19 protein-coding genes are annotated in these 19,703 nt (G+C 47.3%); 8 read left to right on the top strand and 11 right to left on the bottom strand.

Annotation, left to right across the window (positions count from 1 at the left end):
• Nucleotides 1–687 (top strand): ACT domain-containing protein (locus ACK5NH_RS11940; protein ID WP_416920341.1); only part of this gene is annotated, 687 nt, incomplete at its 5' end.
• Nucleotide 688: 1 nt separating this feature from the next.
• Complete coding sequence (locus ACK5NH_RS11935; RefSeq protein ID WP_416920339.1) at nucleotides 689–1,804, top strand: succinylglutamate desuccinylase/aspartoacylase family protein; 1,116 nt, start codon at nucleotides 689–691, stop codon at nucleotides 1,802–1,804.
• A gap of 54 nt (nucleotides 1,805–1,858) precedes the next feature.
• Here ACK5NH_RS11935 and ACK5NH_RS11930 read toward each other — a convergent pair whose 3' ends face one another.
• Nucleotides 1,859–2,824 carry a zinc transporter ZntB gene (locus ACK5NH_RS11930; RefSeq protein WP_416920337.1) on the bottom strand — a complete coding sequence of 322 codons (966 nt, stop codon included), beginning with the start codon at nucleotides 2,822–2,824 and terminating at the stop codon, nucleotides 1,859–1,861.
• 180 nt (nucleotides 2,825–3,004) lie between these two features.
• On the opposite strand from ACK5NH_RS11930, the gene ACK5NH_RS11925 reads away from it, so the two are divergent.
• Complete coding sequence (locus ACK5NH_RS11925) at nucleotides 3,005–3,379, top strand: YacL family protein (protein WP_416920335.1); 375 nt, start codon at nucleotides 3,005–3,007, stop codon at nucleotides 3,377–3,379.
• A gap of 88 nt (nucleotides 3,380–3,467) precedes the next feature.
• Here the strand turns inward: ACK5NH_RS11925 and ACK5NH_RS11920 are convergent, their stop codons facing one another.
• Together ACK5NH_RS11920 and narQ are read right to left on the bottom strand one after the other, a co-directional pair.
• A complete protein-coding gene (locus tag ACK5NH_RS11920) occupies nucleotides 3,468–4,097 on the bottom strand; it encodes a response regulator (protein ID WP_011621455.1) in 630 nt (209 codons plus the stop codon).
• Nucleotides 4,090–5,886 carry a nitrate/nitrite two-component system sensor histidine kinase NarQ gene (gene narQ / locus ACK5NH_RS11915; RefSeq protein WP_416920332.1) on the bottom strand — a complete coding sequence of 599 codons (1,797 nt, stop codon included), beginning with the start codon at nucleotides 5,884–5,886 and terminating at the stop codon, nucleotides 4,090–4,092. Before narQ ends, ACK5NH_RS11920 begins: the two co-directional genes overlap by 8 nt.
• 243 nt (nucleotides 5,887–6,129) lie before the next feature.
• Between narQ and nrfA the strand changes: the two genes are divergently transcribed.
• Entirely contained in the window at nucleotides 6,130–7,533 is a 1,404-nt protein-coding gene (nrfA, locus tag ACK5NH_RS11910; RefSeq protein WP_416920330.1) for an ammonia-forming nitrite reductase cytochrome c552 subunit, read from the top strand.
• A gap of 191 nt (nucleotides 7,534–7,724) precedes the next feature.
• Here the strand turns inward: nrfA and ACK5NH_RS11905 are convergent, their stop codons facing one another.
• Nucleotides 7,725–9,665 (bottom strand): EAL domain-containing protein, encoded by a 1,941-nt coding sequence (locus ACK5NH_RS11905; RefSeq protein WP_416920328.1) that lies wholly within the window; start codon nucleotides 9,663–9,665, stop codon nucleotides 7,725–7,727.
• A gap of 206 nt (nucleotides 9,666–9,871) precedes the next feature.
• Between ACK5NH_RS11905 and ACK5NH_RS11900 the strand changes: the two genes are divergently transcribed.
• Nucleotides 9,872–10,642, top strand: a complete 771-nt coding sequence (locus tag ACK5NH_RS11900) for a phosphatase PAP2 family protein (protein WP_416920326.1) — start codon at nucleotides 9,872–9,874, stop codon at nucleotides 10,640–10,642.
• A gap of 34 nt (nucleotides 10,643–10,676) precedes the next feature.
• Here ACK5NH_RS11900 and ACK5NH_RS11895 read toward each other — a convergent pair whose 3' ends face one another.
• Entirely contained in the window at nucleotides 10,677–11,225 is a 549-nt protein-coding gene (locus tag ACK5NH_RS11895; protein ID WP_416920324.1) for a DUF2799 domain-containing protein, read from the bottom strand.
• 778 nt (nucleotides 11,226–12,003) lie between these two features.
• On the opposite strand from ACK5NH_RS11895, the gene ACK5NH_RS11890 reads away from it, so the two are divergent.
• Nucleotides 12,004–12,861 carry a PA4780 family RIO1-like protein kinase gene (locus tag ACK5NH_RS11890; RefSeq protein WP_416920322.1) on the top strand — a complete coding sequence of 286 codons (858 nt, stop codon included), beginning with the start codon at nucleotides 12,004–12,006 and terminating at the stop codon, nucleotides 12,859–12,861.
• A 727-nt stretch (nucleotides 12,862–13,588) separates the two neighbouring features.
• Here the strand turns inward: ACK5NH_RS11890 and ACK5NH_RS11885 are convergent.
• Nucleotides 13,589–13,822, bottom strand: coding sequence for a transposase (locus ACK5NH_RS11885; protein ID WP_416920320.1), 234 nt, complete (start codon nucleotides 13,820–13,822; stop codon nucleotides 13,589–13,591).
• 661 nt (nucleotides 13,823–14,483) lie between these two features.
• Here ACK5NH_RS11885 and ACK5NH_RS11880 point away from each other — a divergent pair.
• The gene (locus tag ACK5NH_RS11880) at nucleotides 14,484–15,176 is read left to right on the top strand and encodes an OmpA family protein (RefSeq protein ID WP_109287311.1); all 693 of its coding nucleotides are present in this window, start codon (nucleotides 14,484–14,486) and stop codon (nucleotides 15,174–15,176) included.
• Nucleotides 15,177–15,381: 205 nt separating this feature from the next.
• Entirely contained in the window at nucleotides 15,382–16,209 is an 828-nt protein-coding gene (locus tag ACK5NH_RS11875) for a molybdate ABC transporter substrate-binding protein (protein WP_416920318.1), read from the top strand.
• 63 nt (nucleotides 16,210–16,272) lie between these two features.
• On the opposite strand, the gene mgtE is transcribed toward ACK5NH_RS11875, so the two are convergent.
• From mgtE to hpf, 5 genes are all read right to left on the bottom strand, one after another.
• Nucleotides 16,273–17,637: a magnesium transporter gene (mgtE, locus tag ACK5NH_RS11870; RefSeq protein ID WP_416920317.1), complete on the bottom strand. Its 1,365-nt coding sequence runs from the start codon at nucleotides 17,635–17,637 to the stop codon at nucleotides 16,273–16,275.
• 200 nt (nucleotides 17,638–17,837) lie between these two features.
• Nucleotides 17,838–18,113, bottom strand: coding sequence for an HPr family phosphocarrier protein (locus tag ACK5NH_RS11865; RefSeq protein ID WP_011627201.1), 276 nt, complete (start codon nucleotides 18,111–18,113; stop codon nucleotides 17,838–17,840).
• The gene (gene rapZ / locus ACK5NH_RS11860; protein ID WP_011073702.1) at nucleotides 18,100–18,954 is read right to left on the bottom strand and encodes an RNase adapter RapZ; all 855 of its coding nucleotides are present in this window, start codon (nucleotides 18,952–18,954) and stop codon (nucleotides 18,100–18,102) included. The genes ACK5NH_RS11865 and rapZ overlap by 14 nt, the downstream gene beginning before the upstream one ends.
• A complete protein-coding gene (gene ptsN / locus ACK5NH_RS11855; protein WP_011621469.1) occupies nucleotides 18,951–19,394 on the bottom strand; it encodes a PTS IIA-like nitrogen regulatory protein PtsN in 444 nt (147 codons plus the stop codon). The genes rapZ and ptsN overlap by 4 nt, the downstream gene beginning before the upstream one ends.
• A 2-nt stretch (nucleotides 19,395–19,396) precedes the next feature.
• Nucleotides 19,397–19,684: a ribosome hibernation promoting factor gene (hpf, locus tag ACK5NH_RS11850; protein WP_007650503.1), complete on the bottom strand. Its 288-nt coding sequence runs from the start codon at nucleotides 19,682–19,684 to the stop codon at nucleotides 19,397–19,399.
• Between the last annotated feature and the right edge of the window lie 19 nt (nucleotides 19,685–19,703).

Below are 19,703 nucleotides of genomic sequence, written 5' to 3'. Positions count from 1 at the left end.
GCTGGGATTTACACGACCGATCCTCGCCTTGCGCCAAACGCCCATCCTATTGCCGAAATCAGTTTTAACGAAGCCGCCGAAATGGCGACTTTTGGTGCCAAAGTGCTGCACCCTGCGACGATCCTGCCTGCGGTGCGCCAACAAATTCAAGTGTTTGTCGGCTCGAGTAAGGAGCCTGAAAAGGGCGGCACTTGGATCCGTCATCAGGTTGAAGATGCGCCTGTGTTTCGTGCGGTTGCACTGCGCCGCGATCAAACGCTACTCAATTTACACAGCCTGCAAATGTTGCATGCACAGGGCTTCTTGGCTGAAACCTTTGCCACACTGGCAAGGCATAAGATCAGTGTGGACTTGATCACCACTTCAGAAGTTAACGTATCGCTTACCCTAGATAAAACCGGCTCTGATTCAAGCGGCCAAGGGCTGTTGAGTGAGGCGTTGCTGCAGGAATTATCACAGCATTGCCGTGTACGTGTTGAAGATGGTTTAGCACTGGTGGCGATTATCGGTAATCGAATTGCCACCACAGCGGGCATTTGCCGCCGGGTGTTTGAAGTGCTTGAGCCCCACAATGTGCGCATGATCTGCCAAGGTGCTAGCCCGCATAACTTGTGCGTATTGGTAGCCGAATCAGAAGCGGCGCAAGTGGTTAAAGCCCTACACGAAAACCTGTTCGAAGGCGCGTAATATGCAACCGACTGCGTCGTCTTTAACCATTGGGGAGCTTGCCGCAGGGCAAGCACTCACCCTGCCGATTTACCACTTTAAGCCAAGTGGTCATGTTTCTGGCCCTAAAGTGTATATTCAGGCCAATGTCCACGGCGCTGAGGTGCAGGGGAATGCGGTGATTTTCCAATTGATGAAGCAGCTCGAGCGCTGTGACATCTTAGGGGAAATCACCTTAGTGCCCTTGGCAAATCCGCTGGGGATAAATCAAAAGAGTGGTGAGTTTACGCTGGGGCGTTTTGACCCTATTACAGGGGCAAACTGGAACCGCGAGTACTTAAATCACTTGATTGATTTACCCACTTGGTACCGTGAACATGCCGAGCTTAGTGATAGCGAACTTATCCAAGCTTATCGCAGTACCTTAGTCGAAGCGTGTCAGCAGCGATTGCGCAACGAGTGGGGCGTGACCACGGGCCACAGATTAGCGGTTAAGCTGCAGACCATGGCCCATGAGGCGGATATAGTACTCGATCTGCATACTGGGCCTAAATCCTGTAAACACTTGTATTGCCCTGAATATGACCTTACGGCGGCGCAGTTTTTCTCGATTCCTTACACCTTAGTGATCCCCAATAGTTTTGGCGGTGCTATGGATGAAGCGGCATTTTGCCCTTGGTGGCAATTGAGTGAAGTCGCCAAAGCACAGGGGCGAGAACTTAAGATTGCCGTTTCGGCCTTTACCTTGGAACTGGCGAGCCAAGAACGCATTTGCCTTGAGGATGCTTTAGTCGATGCTCAGGGGATTTTGGCCTACTTGAGTCATCGTGGGGTGATCGCCGAGCGAGTCGCACCCGCAAAGATGCCACGTTTTGGCTGTTATCTTAAGGATTACAAAAAGTACCATGCCCCCATGGCAGGATTGGTGGAATATGTGGCGCCCGTGGGAGAGCCACTGGCGGCGGGTGAGACCTTAGTCAATCTGCTGCGGCTCGACTTATATGGCAGTGAGCAGGAGTTGACGGCGCTAAGCTTGCCGCAGGATTGTGTGCCCATACTCCATTTTGCCTCGGCGTCCGTGCATCAAGGCACTGAGCTTTATAAAGTCATGACAAATCTGTTTGAGTTGCCACAGTAACGGCAATGGGTAAAACAAAACGCCAATCATAAGATTGGCGTTTTTTATTGTAGTCTACAACCACTTAAAGCGATAGAAGAGTGCCATTTGCAGGGCGACCAGAGAGATAAGAATGCCGCAGAAGGTCGCAAAGGCCCAAGTGTTATCCGCACCGGGAATGCCGCCAATATTCACCCCTAGCAATCCGGTTAAAAACCCCAGTGGTAAGAAAATTGCCGAGACTAAGGATAAGAAATACAAGCGCTTGTTTAGCTGCTCCGATTGCTGGCTGAGTAATTCTTCCTGAGTCACATTGGCTCTGTCACGCAGGGCGTCTAAGTCTTCAATAGTACGAATAAGCTTATCCGTAGTTTCGCGCATCTTGAGTCTTTCGGGCTCGTTAAATAGGACAAACTGATCGGATAGCATCTTAGCGTAAGCTTCTTTCTGCGGGCCTAAATAACGGCGCAGCGCCACGGTTTGCCTGCGTAACTCGGCGATATCTGTGCGTAAATCTTTTACATTGCCAGAGACAACTTGTTCTTCTAATTCGGAAAGTTGCTCTTCGAGTGTGTCGATAAAATCCACTTTGCGCGTGGTAAGCCTTTCGCAAAGCGCAAGGATAAAGTCTCCTGTGGTGGTGGGACCGGCACCTTCCATGATGAGTTCTGCGACATCTTTAACCGAGAGTAGCTCGCGATCACAGGTAGAGATAATCCGTTGTTTATCGGCGTAAATACGCACTGCAACCATGTCTTCGGGAGCCGAATTGGGGTTTAAGTTTACGCCGCGCAGGGCCAGCAATACCCCTTCACCGGCAAACACGGCCCTTGGGCGGGTATCTTGGGCGAGCAGGGCATCGCTTTCGACTTTATTCAGGCCGCTATTTAACACCCAGTGGCGGGCTTTTTTGTGGCGATAACGTAGGTGTATCCAGATCAGTCCATCCTTGGGATTCCAGTTCTCAAGCTCTTCTGGGGTTAAGGTTGACCCCGCGCGCGCGCCGCTAAGCACTAAGCTGTAGATAAATCCATCGTGCATATCGCATTCCATCTCTTGCTAAATCATGGACTCAAGCTAACTGATTTCGTTGTGAAAATGAAGTATAGGCATCGTTTGTGCTGATAATTGCCTCACTTCGCGAGCCTAAATTGCTGGCCAAGCAAGTTACGATGAAATAGATTAAAATTAGCCATAGTTGTAATGCATTGAGAAGATAAAATGGAATATGAATTTCGGCGTAACAGTTTGACGGGCACTTATTTAGCCAGCTTTAGTATGGACCATGAAGTGCTGGGTCAATGGTTTTCGGAAGAGTTGGGGCCAGAGTTAGCCAAAATTCAACAAGTACTAGATATTATCAAAGAAATTCAAGCGGGTAAGCGAGATTCTTGGCGCCTTATCGGTGGTGATTTAACCCTAGAACTCGATGAAGAGCAGGCGCGGATTTATGCCAATGCCCTAGGGTTTGATCAGGAATATGAGCTAGAAGAGTCAATGTCACTCTATGATTCTGAATCAGAAGCCTATTGTGGCTTAGAAGATTTAGAAGAAGCCCTGTTAAGTTGGTATGAATTTGTGCAAAAAGGGCGCTAGCTACACCCTTAACATCTCGATATAACAAAGGCAATCTATTGATTGCCTTTGTTATTTTTAGCTTGGTGCTTATCATTATATTCAAGCGTTAGTTGTTTAGATACCTTACCGCCATTTCGGTTCTCGATTTGGCATTGGCCTTACGCAGCAGGTTTTTAACGTGCACTTTGACCGTGCCTTCACTGATATGTAAGTGCTCTGAAATCATTCGGTTACTTAACCCTTCCGCCAGCTGTTGTAGGATCTGTAACTCCCTTGGTGTTAGGCTCGAGATCCACTCCTGTTCATCGGCGGCATTTTTAAGCTCGTACAGATATTCTTCAACTTCATCGCTGATCACTCTGTGGCCTAGCATGGCATTTTTGAGTTTATCGAGCAGCAGATCCGGTTCGGTATCTTTCAGTAAATAACCGTCTGCGCCTGCGCGCAGTAGTCGAATAACATCTTGTTTTGCATCGGAAACTGTGAGGATAACTATCCTTGAGGTCACGCCTTCCTGGCGCATGGCATTGAGGGTATCGAGTCCTGTCATTCCCTTCATATTCAGATCGAGCAGCACAATATCAGGCTCATCGGTTGCGACGGCGCTTAAGGCGTCTAAGCCACCGCCAACTTCACCGAAGAGACTAAAGTCAGGATCGGAGGCGATCAGTTGGCAGATCCCTTTGCGAAGGAGGGGATGGTCATCGACCACGAGGACTGAATAAGGCTTACCCATGTGTAGGCTCCTGTTGAGAAGGGAAAACTAATGTAACCTTGGTTCCCTGAGACAAATTGGATTTGTTATTAGGCATTAAGGGAATATCCGGGTGTTCTTGATCTAGTTGTTCGGCAATTCCCTTGCTATTAGTGTGCGTATCATTGCTACTAAATACAACCTTGCCAGCTAATTTACTGGCGCGTTCGTGCATTATTCCTATGCCAAAGTGTTGATCTCGTTCTTTCAGGTAACCAATCCCTATGCCGTTATCACTCACACTGATATTGACCATACCATTGTCATCTTTATAACAGCGAATGATGATCTGACTGGCATTGGCATGCTTGATGGCGTTGAGTGTGGCTTCGCGGGTGATCTGCAGAATGTGGATATGCTGCTTCGCCTCGAGCCATTGGGGCGAAAGTTTGTAATCGAGGTGGATCTTGATATCGGTATTGGCCCTGAGCTGCTCTAGCATGGCTTCCATCGCGTTCTTCAGATTCGGTTCTTTGATGGTTAATCTGAAGGTGGATAATAACTCCCTGAGCTGTACATAGGCTGTACTGACCCCTTCGTTGATTTCCGTCAGTTGGTTCTCCACCACTGGGCTGCGACAGCTATGGTCTAAGTTTTTGCGTAGCAGACTAATTTGAATTTTGAGGAAGGACAGTACTTGGCCAAGGGAGTCGTGCAATTCCCTAGCAATCACTCCACGCTCTTCCATAAGGGCCAACTGTTGGCGCTGCTCGGTGGCGTTATGGATAACGATGGAGCGGGTGAGCATGATGGCGAAGTTTTTAAACAACGGAGTATTAGTATCCTGCGCCGAAATGAGCTCTAAGTAACCTAAATCGGCCTGCTCAAATTGCAGTGGAAAACGGGTGCAATGGGGAGCCGTTTCCGGCCAGCCGCCATCGGCTTCAACCACTTCTAGCTCTTGCTCCGGGTACTGAATGATCAGTCTTAAATGGTCGATAGACTCATAGTCCTTCAATTGATTTAATGCCGCCTTGAGCGCCTTGTAGTCCAGCTTTTTCGCATTAAGTGTCAATAGGTTATCGTATAAAAATGCGAGTTCATTGTTTGCCCTAGTGAGGGCGAGAGTCTTTTCGGCGACTTGGGATTCTAGGTTGCCATACAAGGTCGCTAGTTCGCGGGCAGTTTTTTGCAGCGCATGGGTCAGTGCGGTCAGCTCAATATATTCAGTCTCGGGCATTTCTATCTCGAAATTGCCCTTTGAAATGGTATTGGCTGATTCCATTAGCTGCTGCAATGGCACCACGACTTTTCGCTTAGTAAAGCGTACCGCTAAAAAGGCAATGGCGAGCATTAGTCCTAGCCCAAAGATTTGGCTCGCGGCGAGGAGGCGCAACTTGAAGGCGGCATGGTGCTCCATTTCGAGCACTAATAAATCAATAGTATCGACAAAGTCCTTGAGTGAGGCTGCATAGTCGCGGGAGTTTTCCTGCTCAATGTAGTACTTCATGACCAGCCATTTATCGATAACGAGCTGGTACTGCTCGGCGATTTTTTTCGGGCTGAGCCAACCTGTGGATGGTTGCAACGCCTCGGAATGCAAGGTGTTTTCAAACTCGGTGATTTTCTCTTGGGCTGCTTCACTGCCTGAGTTGGCATAAAACATCAGGCGGTAACTTTGCATCCGCAGTGAACCCGAGGCATTGATGGCTTTGGCATCGCCTAAACTGTAAGACAAATTGATGATTGCGAAGATGGCTAGGCTGCTAGAAAGCAAAATAAGTACTAACATTAAACCCAGAATTTTGGAGGTAAGGCTGCCTCGTTTCATATGTCCATTACCTAATATATGGCCATTGATTTAACGGCTCTTTAGTCGTGTTTTTTACATTAGAAAATAATGTATTACATTAACAAAAACATAAAAGTGTGAACAACAACACTATTACATTTTGATCTAGCGCAAACTTCGCTCTAGATACCCCCTAAGAGGTATGTCTTTGGTGGGGTTAAGCCACTAACTTTGGCCTTGGAGATGTCGTGATTTATTAAAATAATGCAACACGGAGATGAGATGATGAAGAAGATGACTGGTAAGTCCTTTGCACTCAGTGCATTGGTAGCCGCTAGCTTCATGGCGGCGGGTGCGATGGCGAGCGATAAGACCGAGCCTCGCAACGAAGTTTATAAAGATAAATTTAAAAATCAATATAATAGCTGGCATGACACTGCAAAGAGTGAAGAGCTCGTTGATGCGTTAGCACAGGATCCTAATATGGTTATCCTGTGGGCTGGTTATGCATTCGCAAAAGATTACAACGCCCCTCGTGGTCACATGTATGCCGTGACTGACGTGCGTAACACCCTGCGTACTGGCGCGCCTAAAAATGCGGAAGATGGTCCATTGCCTATGGCCTGTTGGAGCTGTAAGAGCCCTGACGTACCTCGCTTAATTGAAGAGCAGGGCGAAGATGGTTATTTCAAAGGTAAGTGGGCAAAAGGCGGTGCCGAAGTGGTTAACACCATTGGCTGTAGTGATTGCCATGAAAAAGGCTCGCCAAAACTGCGGATCTCTCGTCCTTATGTAGACCGCGCAATGGATGCTATCGGTACGCCATTTGATAAAGCTTCGAAGAAAGATAAGCAATCAATGGTTTGCGGTCAGTGCCACGTTGAATACTATTTCGAGAAAAAAGAAGACAAAAAAGGGTTCGTCAAATTCCCATGGGATATGGGCATCACTGTTGACCAGATGGAAGTTTATTACGACGGTATCGAGTTCTCAGATTGGACTCATGCGTTATCTAAGACGCCAATGTTAAAAGCACAGCATCCCGAGTATGAGACTTGGAAACTGGGTATTCATGGTAAAAATAATGTCAGTTGTGTTGACTGTCACATGCCTAAAGTGACTAGCCCTGACGGTAAGAAGTTTACCGATCATAAAGTCGGTAACCCGTTCGATCGTTTCGAAGAAACTTGTGCAACTTGCCATAGCCAAACGAAAGAGTTCTTAGTTGGCGTTACGAATGAGCGCAAAGCTAAAGTTAAAGAAATGAAATTGAAAGCGGAAGAGCAATTAGTGAAAGCGCACTTCGAAGCCGCTAAAGCATGGGAATTAGGTGCTACTGAAGCTGAGATGAAGCCAATTTTAACTGATATTCGCCACGCTCAATGGCGCTGGGATTTAGCCATTGCTTCGCACGGTGTTGCAGCTCACGCGCCTGAAGAAGCACTACGAGTGTTGGGTACGTCTGTTAATAAAGCCGCTGATGCTCGTGTTAAGTTAGCACAGTTGTTAGCGAAAAAAGGTTTAACAGATCCTGTTGCTATCCCAGATATCTCTACTAAAGCTAAAGCACAGGCTGCACTGGGTATGGACATGGACAAGATGAATGCAGAGAAAGAAGCATTCAAGAAAGACGTGTTACCTAAGTGGGATGCCGAAGCGAAAAAACGCGAAGCAACTTATAAGTAAACATCCTTTAATATGAGCTAACCCCTCATAGCAAAGCCCCCGTAACTTAGGTTGCGGGGGCTTTATTTTTGGCGGCTATCGAGCTTGGTTTTGTTTAAGCCCGAGGTCAATACCACATCGTTTCTGACTAATTTACTTAAGGCACCGTCAAAGTGTCGCGTTCATGCTGTGCTCATTCTGGTTTTATGCTTTTAGTTCTTGGATGAGCGAATAAAGTCACGTTCAAACTGCGCAGGTGTCACGGGTTTACCATATAGGTAGCCTTGGGCTAAATCGCATTCTTCACTTCGGATAAAACTATCCTGATTCGTGTTTTCTACTCCCTCGGCAATCACCTTGAGTTTGAGTTTTTTGCCAATCGCAATAATTGCCTTAGTCAACTCCCGGTCCTGTTCGCTATTTTCGAGTTTACTGATAAAGCAGCGGTCAATTTTTAAGGTATCGAAGGAATACTTTTGTAGATAGCTTAGGGAAGAGTAGCCGGTGCCAAAGTCATCGAGGGAGATGCGGATCCCCAGTTCTTGCAATTGCTGAATAGCGTTATGGGCTAAGTGTTCGTCCTGCAATAGCATACCTTCGGTGATCTCCAGCTCTAGCGCAGTGGCAGGTAATTGATAAAGGGTTAGTAGCTCAGCAATATGTTCGGCAAAGCGGGGGTTACGCATTTGCACGGGGGAGATATTGATGGCGATTTTAAAGTCCCGCTGCAGTATTCGGCACCAGTCTGCGGCCTGTTTGATGGCACTGTGGAGTACGAAGTTACCTATCTCCATAATTTGGCCATTACGTTCGGCCAAGGCAATAAATCGGTCTGGAGAAACCTGACCCAACACAGGATTATGCCAACGCAGCAAGGCTTCTGCGCCAATCACTTTTTGAGTTTTCAACTCGATAAATGGTTGATATTGAAGGCTCAGTTCGTTTTTTTGCAGAGCATCGACTAAGTGAGACTCGAGTTGATAGCGTTGGCTCAGCGCAGTTTGAGTGTCTTGATTGAAAAAACTATAGGGCGTGCCTTCGGCCTTGCTGATGGTCATGGCAGCACCAGCTTTTTGCAATAAGGTCGCGGCATCGATACCATCGCTCGGCGCCTGCGCTATGCCGATTGAAGAGGGAATAGTGATCACAAAGTCGGCGATACCAAAGGGCGAATTACAGCAGTTGATGATTTGGTTAAGCAGCTTGTTGGTCTCATGCTGCGAGGGCTTATGGGCCTGCACCAGTACAAACTCAGCTCCTGCGATACGGGCAATAAAGGTGTGGCCGTCTGTGCAATGTTGTAGGCGTTGGCTCAAGATGGTCAGTATCTTATCGCCGATGAGGTAACCGTAACTATCGTTAATGGATTTGAAATTACGCAGCCCTAGGTAAAACACTGAGATTTTTTCTTTACGATTAATCTCTTCCAGCATATTCGCTAGGGTATTGATGAGATTGAGTCTGTTGGGAAGCCCTGTCAGGGGATCGTAGCTCTTGTGATACTCAAGCGTGCTTTCGGTCGTAGTACGGGTTTCTATTTCGCGGATTAACTTGGCGCTGAGTTCCGCAAGTTCGTGGGTTCGTTGCTGTACTTTTTGTTCGAGCTGCTGGTTATGGAGCTGCAATTTAGCTTGTTGGAACAGAGTGATAAGATTGGTTTCGATAGCATTTTGAAATCGCGCCAGCAAACTACGGAACTGCTGGCTGTAGTTCCGCTCCTTACTATCTAGCATGCAAATGGTGCCGAAGGTGCTGTTATCGGGCCAATGTAAGGGCAGGCCACAATAGGCAATCATTCCCAGTTTTATATCGGGATTTTTATCCCAATTCGCATCCTTCAAGGCGTTAGGAATGTGGAGCTCCTGGCACTCTTTCATCACGGTTTCGCAGTAAAGCCCATGACCTAAATGTTCTTTATCGTGGGGTTTGTAGGGATTGCCTTGACTATGGCTCGAGGCGAACACTTCAATCTCGGTAGGATGAACACGCATGATAAGGGCGGCCGGTGTATCTACTATCTCGGAGAGCAGATCTAAGGTTTGTTGCCAATTCTCTAGCATCTCAGGCGGTACGGTAATCTTGCCTGTATCAATAGCGATATCCGCGAATAAGCGTTCTTTTTGAGATTGTTGGAGGGCAAACTTGTAGGGCATTTGAGGCTCATCCAAAAAGCACTTTGTTATTTATACACTATAGTCTTTTTCTTCGTTTTCGAGTTTACCCCCCCAATTTAGTTTGCTTTGATTTGTAAGTTTTATGTCGACTTTATGTACTTTGAGTTTCTTAAGCTTTTGATAAGAATTCGTCCTTAGTCTGGTGCAGTGGATTTCGGCGAGTGGATAATTAAGTGCATCAGAATATGAAAAGCAAGGTTAGGACGACATTTCTCAGTTTCGCAAAGGGATATTTGCTTGCTCCTTGGCTCGTGTTTGCTGTGATTATTTTTTGGCTTGAATTGACCCATACCGATATGCGCTTTGCCAGCTTATTATTCCACTGGCAGGGTGGAGTCGATTCTTGGCCTTTGCGTGGCCATTGGTTGACCGAAGGTCTATTGCATGTCACTGGGCGTAATTTGGTTATTGTGTTCGTTGTCTTGGTTGTAAGCTGCATTGGCTTAAGTTTTCGGGTCGACAAACTGCGCCCTTACCGTAAAGGTTTTATCTATTTATTCAGTAGTGTGCTGGCCAGCGTGGCCTTAGTGCGCCTAGGCAAGAGTCTTACCCATATGACCTGCCCCTGGGATGTGCTTGAGTTTGGCGGTCGCATGATGCACTCATCCCTATTTGCTCGCTTGCCAGAGGGCGCCGAATTTGGTCAATGCTTCCCAGGTGGACATTCGAGCGGCGGTTTTGCTTGGGTAGCAAGCTATTATGTGTTGAAGGAATACCGCCCCCAATATGCGAAGACTGGGTTACTCTTTGGGATTGTATTAGGCGCGGTGTTTGGGTTTGCGCAGGAGCTTCGCGGTGCCCATTTCTTGAGCCATGATCTCTGGAGTTTAGCTATTGCCTGGACATCAGCCAGCTTGCTCTATTATGGCTTCTTCCTGCGTGTGCCCAAGGTTAACAAGATTAAAGTCGCCAACCAAATCAGTATTATCAGTACCAAAGAAGCCATCTCTAAGTGATGGCTTATCCTTCAAGCCATTCTTACACGAACGCTTAGAAGCGAAATTCAAAGCGGATATCTCCTCGGCGAAGACGCAGTCTTTCGTCGAGGAGATGGTTTTTCTCGTTCAATAGGACGTTCTTCTGCTTCTGCAGCTCGGCTTTATCGGTGAGGTTGTTTAGCTTACTGTTGATGCTACTGAGCTGGATATCGATAGCATTTAAACGGTCGGCAATTTCAGCCAGACGTTTATTCACCAGATATTGCTCGTGTCCTTGGTTATAACGCTCAACAAACTGATTATTGCTACAAACGCCAGAGTAATTTTCCCCAGCTAAGCCTACGCGGTAGCCATTTTCGGGCAAACAATAGCTGATAAGCCCCTGCTGGTATCCCTGTTGCCACTGTGCGGTATCCACCTTGAGATTAAACTCATGGCAATCCTGCTGATATTGGTTGAGCTGACTCGCGCTGCTACCTCGGTTGCCATCTGCTAAGCCTGTCGCATACCAGTTATTATCCCGACATTCTTCGAGTGAGAGACTAGTGCATTGGGTGAGGGAGAGGGCGGTAAGAGCTAAAGCAAGGTTAAGATAACGCATTCTAGGATCGGATAGTCACAAAATGGCATCAGCATAAAGCTTAGGTGAGGGCTGTGCCAGCGCTATATTTCGCCCATTATACGGTTAGCTTGCACAAAGCTCTGGGGGCTTTTCCTATCTCAGTCACAACTTGCTCGATGCAATAATGTTAAGGTATTGAGTTAATGTTATTTTTATTTTCAATATCTTGTATTGGAAATCCTTATGTTGGCGCCGCTGCCTCCATCACATAGCACACTGCGACGACTTCTACGTATTCTCAAGAGGTGAAGGCAGAACTTAAAAGTGACACTGAACCGCAAGAATCAAGTGGTACTAATGCTTCAACTAAGGTCGGCGCCCTCAATCTTTCACCCATGGCGCGCTTGGTCAGGCCGAACCTAAGACCTATGAACATCTTTGTGATCCCGAAACACCACCTCAAGAGGACACCCAAGGCTACTATAAAGCCGGGTAACTGCTGAAAGCCGCGGCAACCGTTGGCAGTGTGATTGCATTCTTTGTATGAATCACTATTAACTTCAGTATCTTGTGATATAAATCAATCGAGGTGATTCTTAAGGCCTAGGGTGGGCAATAAGAGAAGATTTTCAGCAAGTTTACTGACTTTAAATCTACTGCGTTTTGCTATTGTGTTCCTAGGCTAGGTGCTTTAGTTTTTACTGAAGCGAGGTATTTTTAACTGAATCTTTTTATCTATCATCTTTAAAAGGTTGCTTTTATATGAAGATTTGTCCGGCACATTCCATCTTACGCCTAACTAAGGTATAAGGTCGGTATGAAAACTCCTAAACGAATCCAACCTCTGGTTGATGAAGGACTGGTTGACGAAGTCATTAGCCAGTTGATGAGCGGTAAAGAGGCTACAGTGTACGTGGTACGCTGTGGTGAGGATATTCGCTGCGCTAAGGTATATAAGGAAGCGGATAAACGCAGTTTTAAGCAGGCGGTGGTTTACCAAGAGGGACGTAAGGTCCGTAATAGTCGCCGTGCTCGGGCGATGGAAAAAGGGTCTAAATTTGGCCGTGAACAAATGGAAGAAGCCTGGCAAAATTCTGAAGTGGATGCGCTGTTCCGTTTAGCCAATGCGGGAGTGAGAGTGCCTACGCCATTTGGTTGTTTCGATGGCGTTTTATTAATGGAATTAGTGACCGACAGCGAAGGTCATGTCGCGCCCCGTCTCAACGATGTGAGCCTCAGCGCTGAGCAGGCAATGCGCGATCACGCTCTGGTGATGACTTATGTCAAACGTATGCTTTGCGCAGGTTTAGTCCATGGCGATTTATCCGAATTTAACGTCCTAGTCGATGCCGATGGTCCTGTGATTATCGATTTACCTCAGGCCGTCGATGCGGCGGCGAACAACCATGCGAAATGGATGCTTGAGCGTGATGTTAATAACATGACGCAATATTATGGTCAGTACGCCCCTGAATTACTTAAGACGCAATATGCCAAAGAAATGTGGGCATTATTTGAAGCAGGTCAATTAAAGCCGGATACCCAATTAACTGGCGAGTTCACCGAAGTCTTAGTCGATGCCGATGTAAATTCAGTATTAGATGAGATCCAAGCCGCCTACGATGAGGCACAGGAACGTAAGCTGCGACTTCAAGAAGCTAATGAAGATTATTAGTGAAATGTTCTCAAATAAAAAAGACGCCCTATGAGCGTCTTTTTTATTTTATAAATCATTTAGATGCAGCCTGTAAGGCCAGTGGCATTGCCATCCTTGGCGTGGGCACTCAGCCCCTTCCTTTCCATTGAACCACTCAATAAAAGGACAAGACCAAAGGGAGAAAATATGTTGAATTGGTCGGAGAGTACAATCGCCATATTTTATCTTTGGGGGAGATAACTCCCTCGAGCCTTGCCGAAACCTTAGGTGTTGCAAGCAACACAGCCATCCGTGGCGCGCTATCTTAGTTTAGCGCTGGATCGTCATTGATCCGTGAATAAAAGGACAAGACCCAAGAGGGTAATATGTTCGTGACTTGGGGGAGCACAATTCACATATTTGATCTTTGGGGGAGATAACTCCCTCTAAAGCCTTGTCAAAACCTTTCCTCTTTCCTATTGCATACACTTTGAGCATTAAGTTGACAGAGCCGGACAGTAAACAGCACAGTTATTATTGTTATTTGTACGATTTATATCTTAGGTCGTTGGGGAGCGATAATAGATACCCATCCGACTCTGTCTAAACTGTTATTTATTGCTAATTCAATTGATTGGATGACAAGGCCGGACGTAAAAGGGCGCTGTTATTATTGTTTTTAGCACAACTTTCATATCACGTTAGACCTACAGGGCAATATGCAATGGGGTCCGGCCTTGTCTATAAGGGCACTGGCGAGGTCACCTCAACCTATAGTGCGTAATTCACTGTTTAGCTGCTTAATGCGTTTCTGCAACTGCGCAATTTCAGTCATTAAGGCGCATTCCCTTTGCTGCGGCTGCTGTTCACTTTCCCTTACCCATTGGTAAACCGCTTTAGCCGAAATACCGTACTGTCGTGCGACATCAGAGAGTAATCTGCCTTTGGCTTTCACTTCAAAAATAACGTCATGTTTAATACTATGATTGGCGATTCCCATGGGTTATCCCTCTAACTCTATAATCTCTGTATGTGCTTTCGCTGGTTGTTTCAGTGTTTTCCTTGGTGATTAGTGGCGCTGCTCTATATCCCACTGGCTATGTCCTAGGTGGCGCAGGGACAACCATTCGTGGCGACAATGACTAATAAGTTTCATCAGATGTTTCATCTCTTCCTCCTCAATCCGCTTAGGGATTGTGCTTCGATTAACATGCCTCACAACGGGTACTTAGATTAACGTCCATCGATGTCAAACAACTTACTCAAGGTATCGAGTGAGTTGCTTTGAGCGCCTCTGCTCTTCTACCTATTTATTAGTATGTAAGATCCGTGCCAATTTTTTAAAACTTTTATTTTAATTTAAAATCATATACTTATTTATTAGTTTCAAACGGTGATTTATTTAAGCTATGTCAGAAACGGTGCAGCTTGCACTATTTCAGTGCTTTTACTCTAAATGTTTCTCAAATGATCTTAAGATGTTTTTATTTAGTGTTACTTTCGATTGGAAAGGTCATAAAATGAGCGATAAAGCGATTAAAGATTGTCTCAAAAGTGAATGCTTATATACTGCGTTTTTTTATGGTGTCTTCTGGCGACCTGCCATGCCCTTTGCCGTTTGGCGGGCAAATACCATCATCAATCATGTTTTGAGGTCATAAATGATGAAGCCTTCTCTGATTAAATCACTGCCAGTGTCTAAGCTTGCTATTGTCGTGGTGACCGGCGCCTTGATTGCGTCTGGCTGTAGTACAGTTAATCCCTATACCAATGAACAACAAACGGCGAAAGCCACCACGGGCGCCTTAATTGGTGCCGTTGCTGGCGCGGCCGTTGGGGTAGCGTCGTCGAGCAAGAGCGACCGCGGTAAAGGTGCCTTAATTGGTGCAGCCTCTGGCGCCGCCGTTGGTGGTGGGATTGGTTATTACATGGATGTGCAAGAAACCAAATTGCGTCAACAACTAGCCTCTACAGGCGTGAGTGTGACCCGCGACGGTGACAACATTATTCTCAACATGCCAAACGAAGTGACCTTTGGTGTCGACCAAACTGAGCTGAGCGATGGCGCTAAGCGCGTACTTAACTCCGTGGCGTTGGTAGCTAAGGAATACAGCAAGACCCAACTTAACGTATTAGGTTATACCGACAGCAGCGGCTCAGATTCATACAACCTACGTTTATCACAGGTACGTGCCAGCGAAGTGGGCAACTATCTGATGAGCAAAGGTGTGGCTTCTGCTCGGGTAAAATCTAAGGGCATGGGTGAGGCAAGTCCTATCGCATCAAACGCGAATGCCGCAGGTCGTGCGCAAAACCGCCGAGTGGAAATTGTGTTAACCCCAACGGGGCAATAATTTTCAATGAAATAAGAGTCGCCTACGGGCGACTTTTTACTTTCTGCCATCGGGACAATTTGTCCATTCAACTAAAAGACTTAAGTGATCTTGGCCACAATTGTCCCGATTTGAATTCATCAGGCTGCGGTAGTGCTTGATCCTGTAAAGATTTTGCCGTCTTGTATGCACTAGGATATTTTCCTGTGCGAACGGAGATAACAGCATGGCAAAACAGGGGTTAGTGTTAGCAATTAGTTTAGGGTCGATATTAATGGCGGGCATGGTACAAGGAGCGCCGATGGGCACTGAGGCGATAGCACCTATTGAACTAAGGGCCGCAGGCAGTTTAAAGGCGGCGATGAACGATATTATTGCCGCTTATCAAGCAAAATCCGACGCTAAGGTGGCGGCGCAGTATGCCCCTTCGGGTTTATTACTGAAGCGGATCCAAGAGGGGGAGCGGGTCGATATTTTCGCCTCGGCGAATATGAAACACCCGCAGGCCTTAGTCGATGCCGGAACGGGTGAAAAGGTGCAAATGTTTGCCCGTAACCAACTCTGTGCCATTGCCCAAGCGGATGTACCACTCACCAGCGCGAATTTATTAGATACCCTGCTCGCGCCGCAAACTAAAGTCGGGACATCAACGCCAAAAGCCGATCCCGCGGGGGATTATGCTTGGGCAGTGTTTGCGAAAGCCGAGGCCTTAAAAGCCAATGCAAAAACCACATTAGAAACCAAAGCATTGCAGCTAACGGGTGGGCCAGAGAGTGCTAAACCTCCCAAAGATCGTAATCCCTATGCTTGGGTGATGGAAAATAAGCAGGCGGATGTGTTCTTAACCTATTGCACCAATGCGGTGCTGGCACAAAAAGAAGTGCCGAGCCTCAAGATTGTCGATTTACCGCCAGAGCTAGCCGTTGGCGCCGACTATGGTCTATTGATGTTAAAGAATGCCAATAGTGCGGCCACGCCTCTGGCCGAGTTTATTTTATCCCCTGAGGGACAAGCGATTTTAACGGGCTATGGCTTTCAGCCACCCAAAAAATAGTGGGAATCGACTTATTAAAATGGCGCCCTATGGCGCCATTTTTGTTGTTTATTTTAGCTTGGCCTAGTGCATTAAATACAGGGTCGCTAATCCTAAGAAGGCAAACAGACCAATCACATCGGTGACTGTGGTGAGCACCATGCCGCCCGCTAACGCAGGATCCACTTTTAAGCGCTTTAAGATCAGCGGAATACTGGCGCCAGCCAGTCCTGCGACTGTCATATTGATGAGCATTGCGCCGCCAATCAGGCTGGCAAGCGCCATATCATCTTTCCAAACTAATACCGCGATAAACACCAAAATCGACCACATGAGGCCATTCAAAAAGCCAATGGCGAGTTCTTTGCCAATTAGCCAGCGGGCGTTACTCTGGCCAATATGGCCCAAGGCAATCCCGCGGATAACTAAGGCTAAGGTTTGATTCCCTGCTACTCCGCCCATACTCGGCACTATGGTCATTAGGATCGCAATAGTGGCGAATTGTTCGATTGTGCCTTCAAACATATTGCTGACAGAGGCCGCCAATAGCGCGGCGAACAAGTTAATTGTGAGCCAGAGTGAGCGGCGTAAGGTACTCTTCACCACGGGGGCGAAGGTGTCTTCATCATCATCCATCCCCGCCATCCCCATCATGGAATGTTCGGCATCTTCACGGATAACATCGACCACATCGTCAATGGTGATACGGCCGAGTAATTTACCTTCGCTATCGACCACGGGCGCCGATACCCAGTCATGGCGTTCGAACAGTTGTGCCACTTCGCTGTCGGACATGCCCACGGGAATACTCTCGATATCGGTATCGATAATGCTGCTGATATGAGTATTGGGATCGCAGGTGAGCAGATCGGCAAGTTTTACCCCGCCGAGTACGTGATCGTGCTTATCCACCACGTATAAAGTGTCTGTGGTATCGGGCAGATTGCCCCGTTGGCGCAAATAACGCAGTACCACATCGATATTCACATCGGGCCTTAAGGTCACAGTATCTGTGTTCATTAAGCTGCCCGCAGTTTCATCGGGATAGGAGAGCGCTTGCTCGACCCGCTGGCGGTTTTGCAGACTCATTGACTGCAATACTTGCTTATAGACGGTATCCGGCAAGCTTCGCAGGATATAAGCGAGATCGTCCGTATCCATACTGGCGGTCGCCTTGGCGACCCGTTCAGGACTCATGGCGCGGATCAGCGGATCTTTTAACTCTTCACTGAGCTCATCGAGAATATCCCCTAGCTGATCTTGATCGACCAGTTGCCATAGCACTTGCCGCGCCTTCGGTGGTGATGATTCTAAAATCAATGCGATATCCGACGCCGCCATGTTTTGCAGCATTTGCCTGACATGCACAAACATACCGCTGTTGAGGGCATGGCTCAGTTGGTCGAGACGTTGTTCGACTTGCAAGCTGTCTGAGGCTTCTACGGGCATGTTTCCTCCAAGGTGACGACGGTGGATGGGTGGGCGTTCAGCTATTGAGAACCTAAGCCAAAGCGCAGCAGTCTATTGTAATTGAGCGCACGGGAGGGCGTCGAGTCACAAATGTGTTTTACTGGTATAACTTGCTGAAATCAAAACTAAACAGGGTACTGAATAACGGCTGGAGCAATCGATATGAGATGTCGATGCAATTAGCAGGCTTCGTCGAACTTAGCATCTATAAGCGCGCAAATAGCATTGAGCGCTGGCTCGGCATCCGGGCCTTCGGCAATTAGGGTAATGGTTTTACCCATGCCAGTTTCTAACATGAGTAGCCCCAATACACTGGCCGCTGAAGCCTGTTTTTCACCTTGGATCAAGGTAATACTGGCATCAAACTCGGAGGCTAACACCACGAGCTTTGTGGCGGCGCGGGCATGCAAGCCGAGTTTATTACAGATAGTGACTTGGCGCTCAAGCTTTGGCATGGCTTAACTCTCGATGGCGGGCATTCACTTTGTGTTTGCCATTACTAAAGCGTTTAGCCAGTTGTTCGGCCACGTAAACCGATCTGTGTTGACCGCCAGTACAGCCGATGGCAATGGTCAAATAGCTACGGTTATTACGCTCTAAATGGGGTAACCAAGTCTCGAGCAAGTTCTCGATTTGCCAGATGAACTTGTTCACCAGAGGTTGGCGATTTAAAAACTCCGCCACAGGTTCATCTAAGCCAGTGAGTGGTCGCAGCTCAGGTTCCCAATGGGGATTGGGTAAAAAGCGCACATCAAACATAAAGTCGGCTTCGGTTGGCATACCATGCTTAAAACCGAAGGACTCGAAGTTGATCACCAGCTCCTTATCGACACTGCCAAGCAGGATTTGCCGTACTTGGTCGCTGAGTTCATAGATATTCAGATTCGAAGTATCTATGTAGTGATCCATTTGCTGTGACAGGGGCTCGAGCAATTTGCCTTCAAGCTTGATGGCCTCTTGCAGTGAGACTCGGCTCTTAGATAAGGGATGTAAGCGCCGAGTCTCGCTGTAGCGCTTTAACAGTACTTTATCGCTGGAGTTTAAGAAGAAGCTGGTAAGTTCAGTGCCCTCTGGCAGGCTGGCGAGCTGTTTGACGAGTACCTTGTCTTGCTCTGGCAGGTTACGCACGTCGACGCTGATGGCGACGAGATCGTTACTGCCCTTGAGCTGTTCGAGTAAGCTGCCAATCAGCGGCAACGGAAGATTATCGACACAATAGTAGCCGAGATCTTCCAGCACTCTTAGTGCGACCGATTTGCCTGAGCCTGAGCGCCCTGACACTATGACCAGTTTCATCCAGTGATTACCTGATAGAGTTCCGTTTCATCATGCGTCTTGCGCAATTGCTTCAATATTTGTTTGTCGCTGAGCTTTTCAGCCATGCAGGACAAAGTGCTTAAGTGCTGTTGACATTGGTCAGCAGGCACCAGCAGCGCAAATAAAATGTCGACAGGTTGTTTATCGATAGCATCAAAGGCTATCGGCTCCTCACATTTCACCAATATGGCTATGGGTTGTGTTATATCGGTTAATCGACCATGTGGAATGGCGATGCCGTTACCTATACCTGTGCTCCCCATCTTTTCGCGCGCCACAAGGCTTTCGAAGATCTCTTGAGATGAGAGGGTGGGGTACTGGGCAGCGGCTAAGTCGCTGATGAGTTCCAGTACCTTTTTCTTACTGCCCGGAGTGGCGCAGGTTGTGCACTCCGGCCGCAGTATGGTACGAAGTTCCATTGCTAGTGTTTTGTTAACTTCTCTTTGTGTTTAATAACCTGACGATCAAGCTTGTCAATCAGGACGTCTATGGCAGCATACATATCTGCATGCTCTGAAGTCGCGAAGACTTCACCACCGGTGAGGTTGATTCTCGCTTCGGCAATTTGTTGCATTTTCTCAACATTGAGCACAACGTGCACATTATTGATCTGTTCGAAATGACGTTCAAGTTTTGAAAACTTTTCTTCAACATATGCCCGTAACGATTCGGTAATCTCGATATGGTGTCCACTCAGGTTTATTTGCATATAAACGTCCTCCGATTTC

Origin of the sequence: Shewanella sp., assembly GCF_047975355.1 — a bacterium.
In the GTDB taxonomy this organism is placed as follows: Bacteria; Pseudomonadota; Gammaproteobacteria; order Enterobacterales; family Shewanellaceae; genus Shewanella.
The sequence above is the reverse complement of the archived record's forward strand: the minus strand, read 5'-3'. Positions and strand labels throughout refer to the sequence as shown.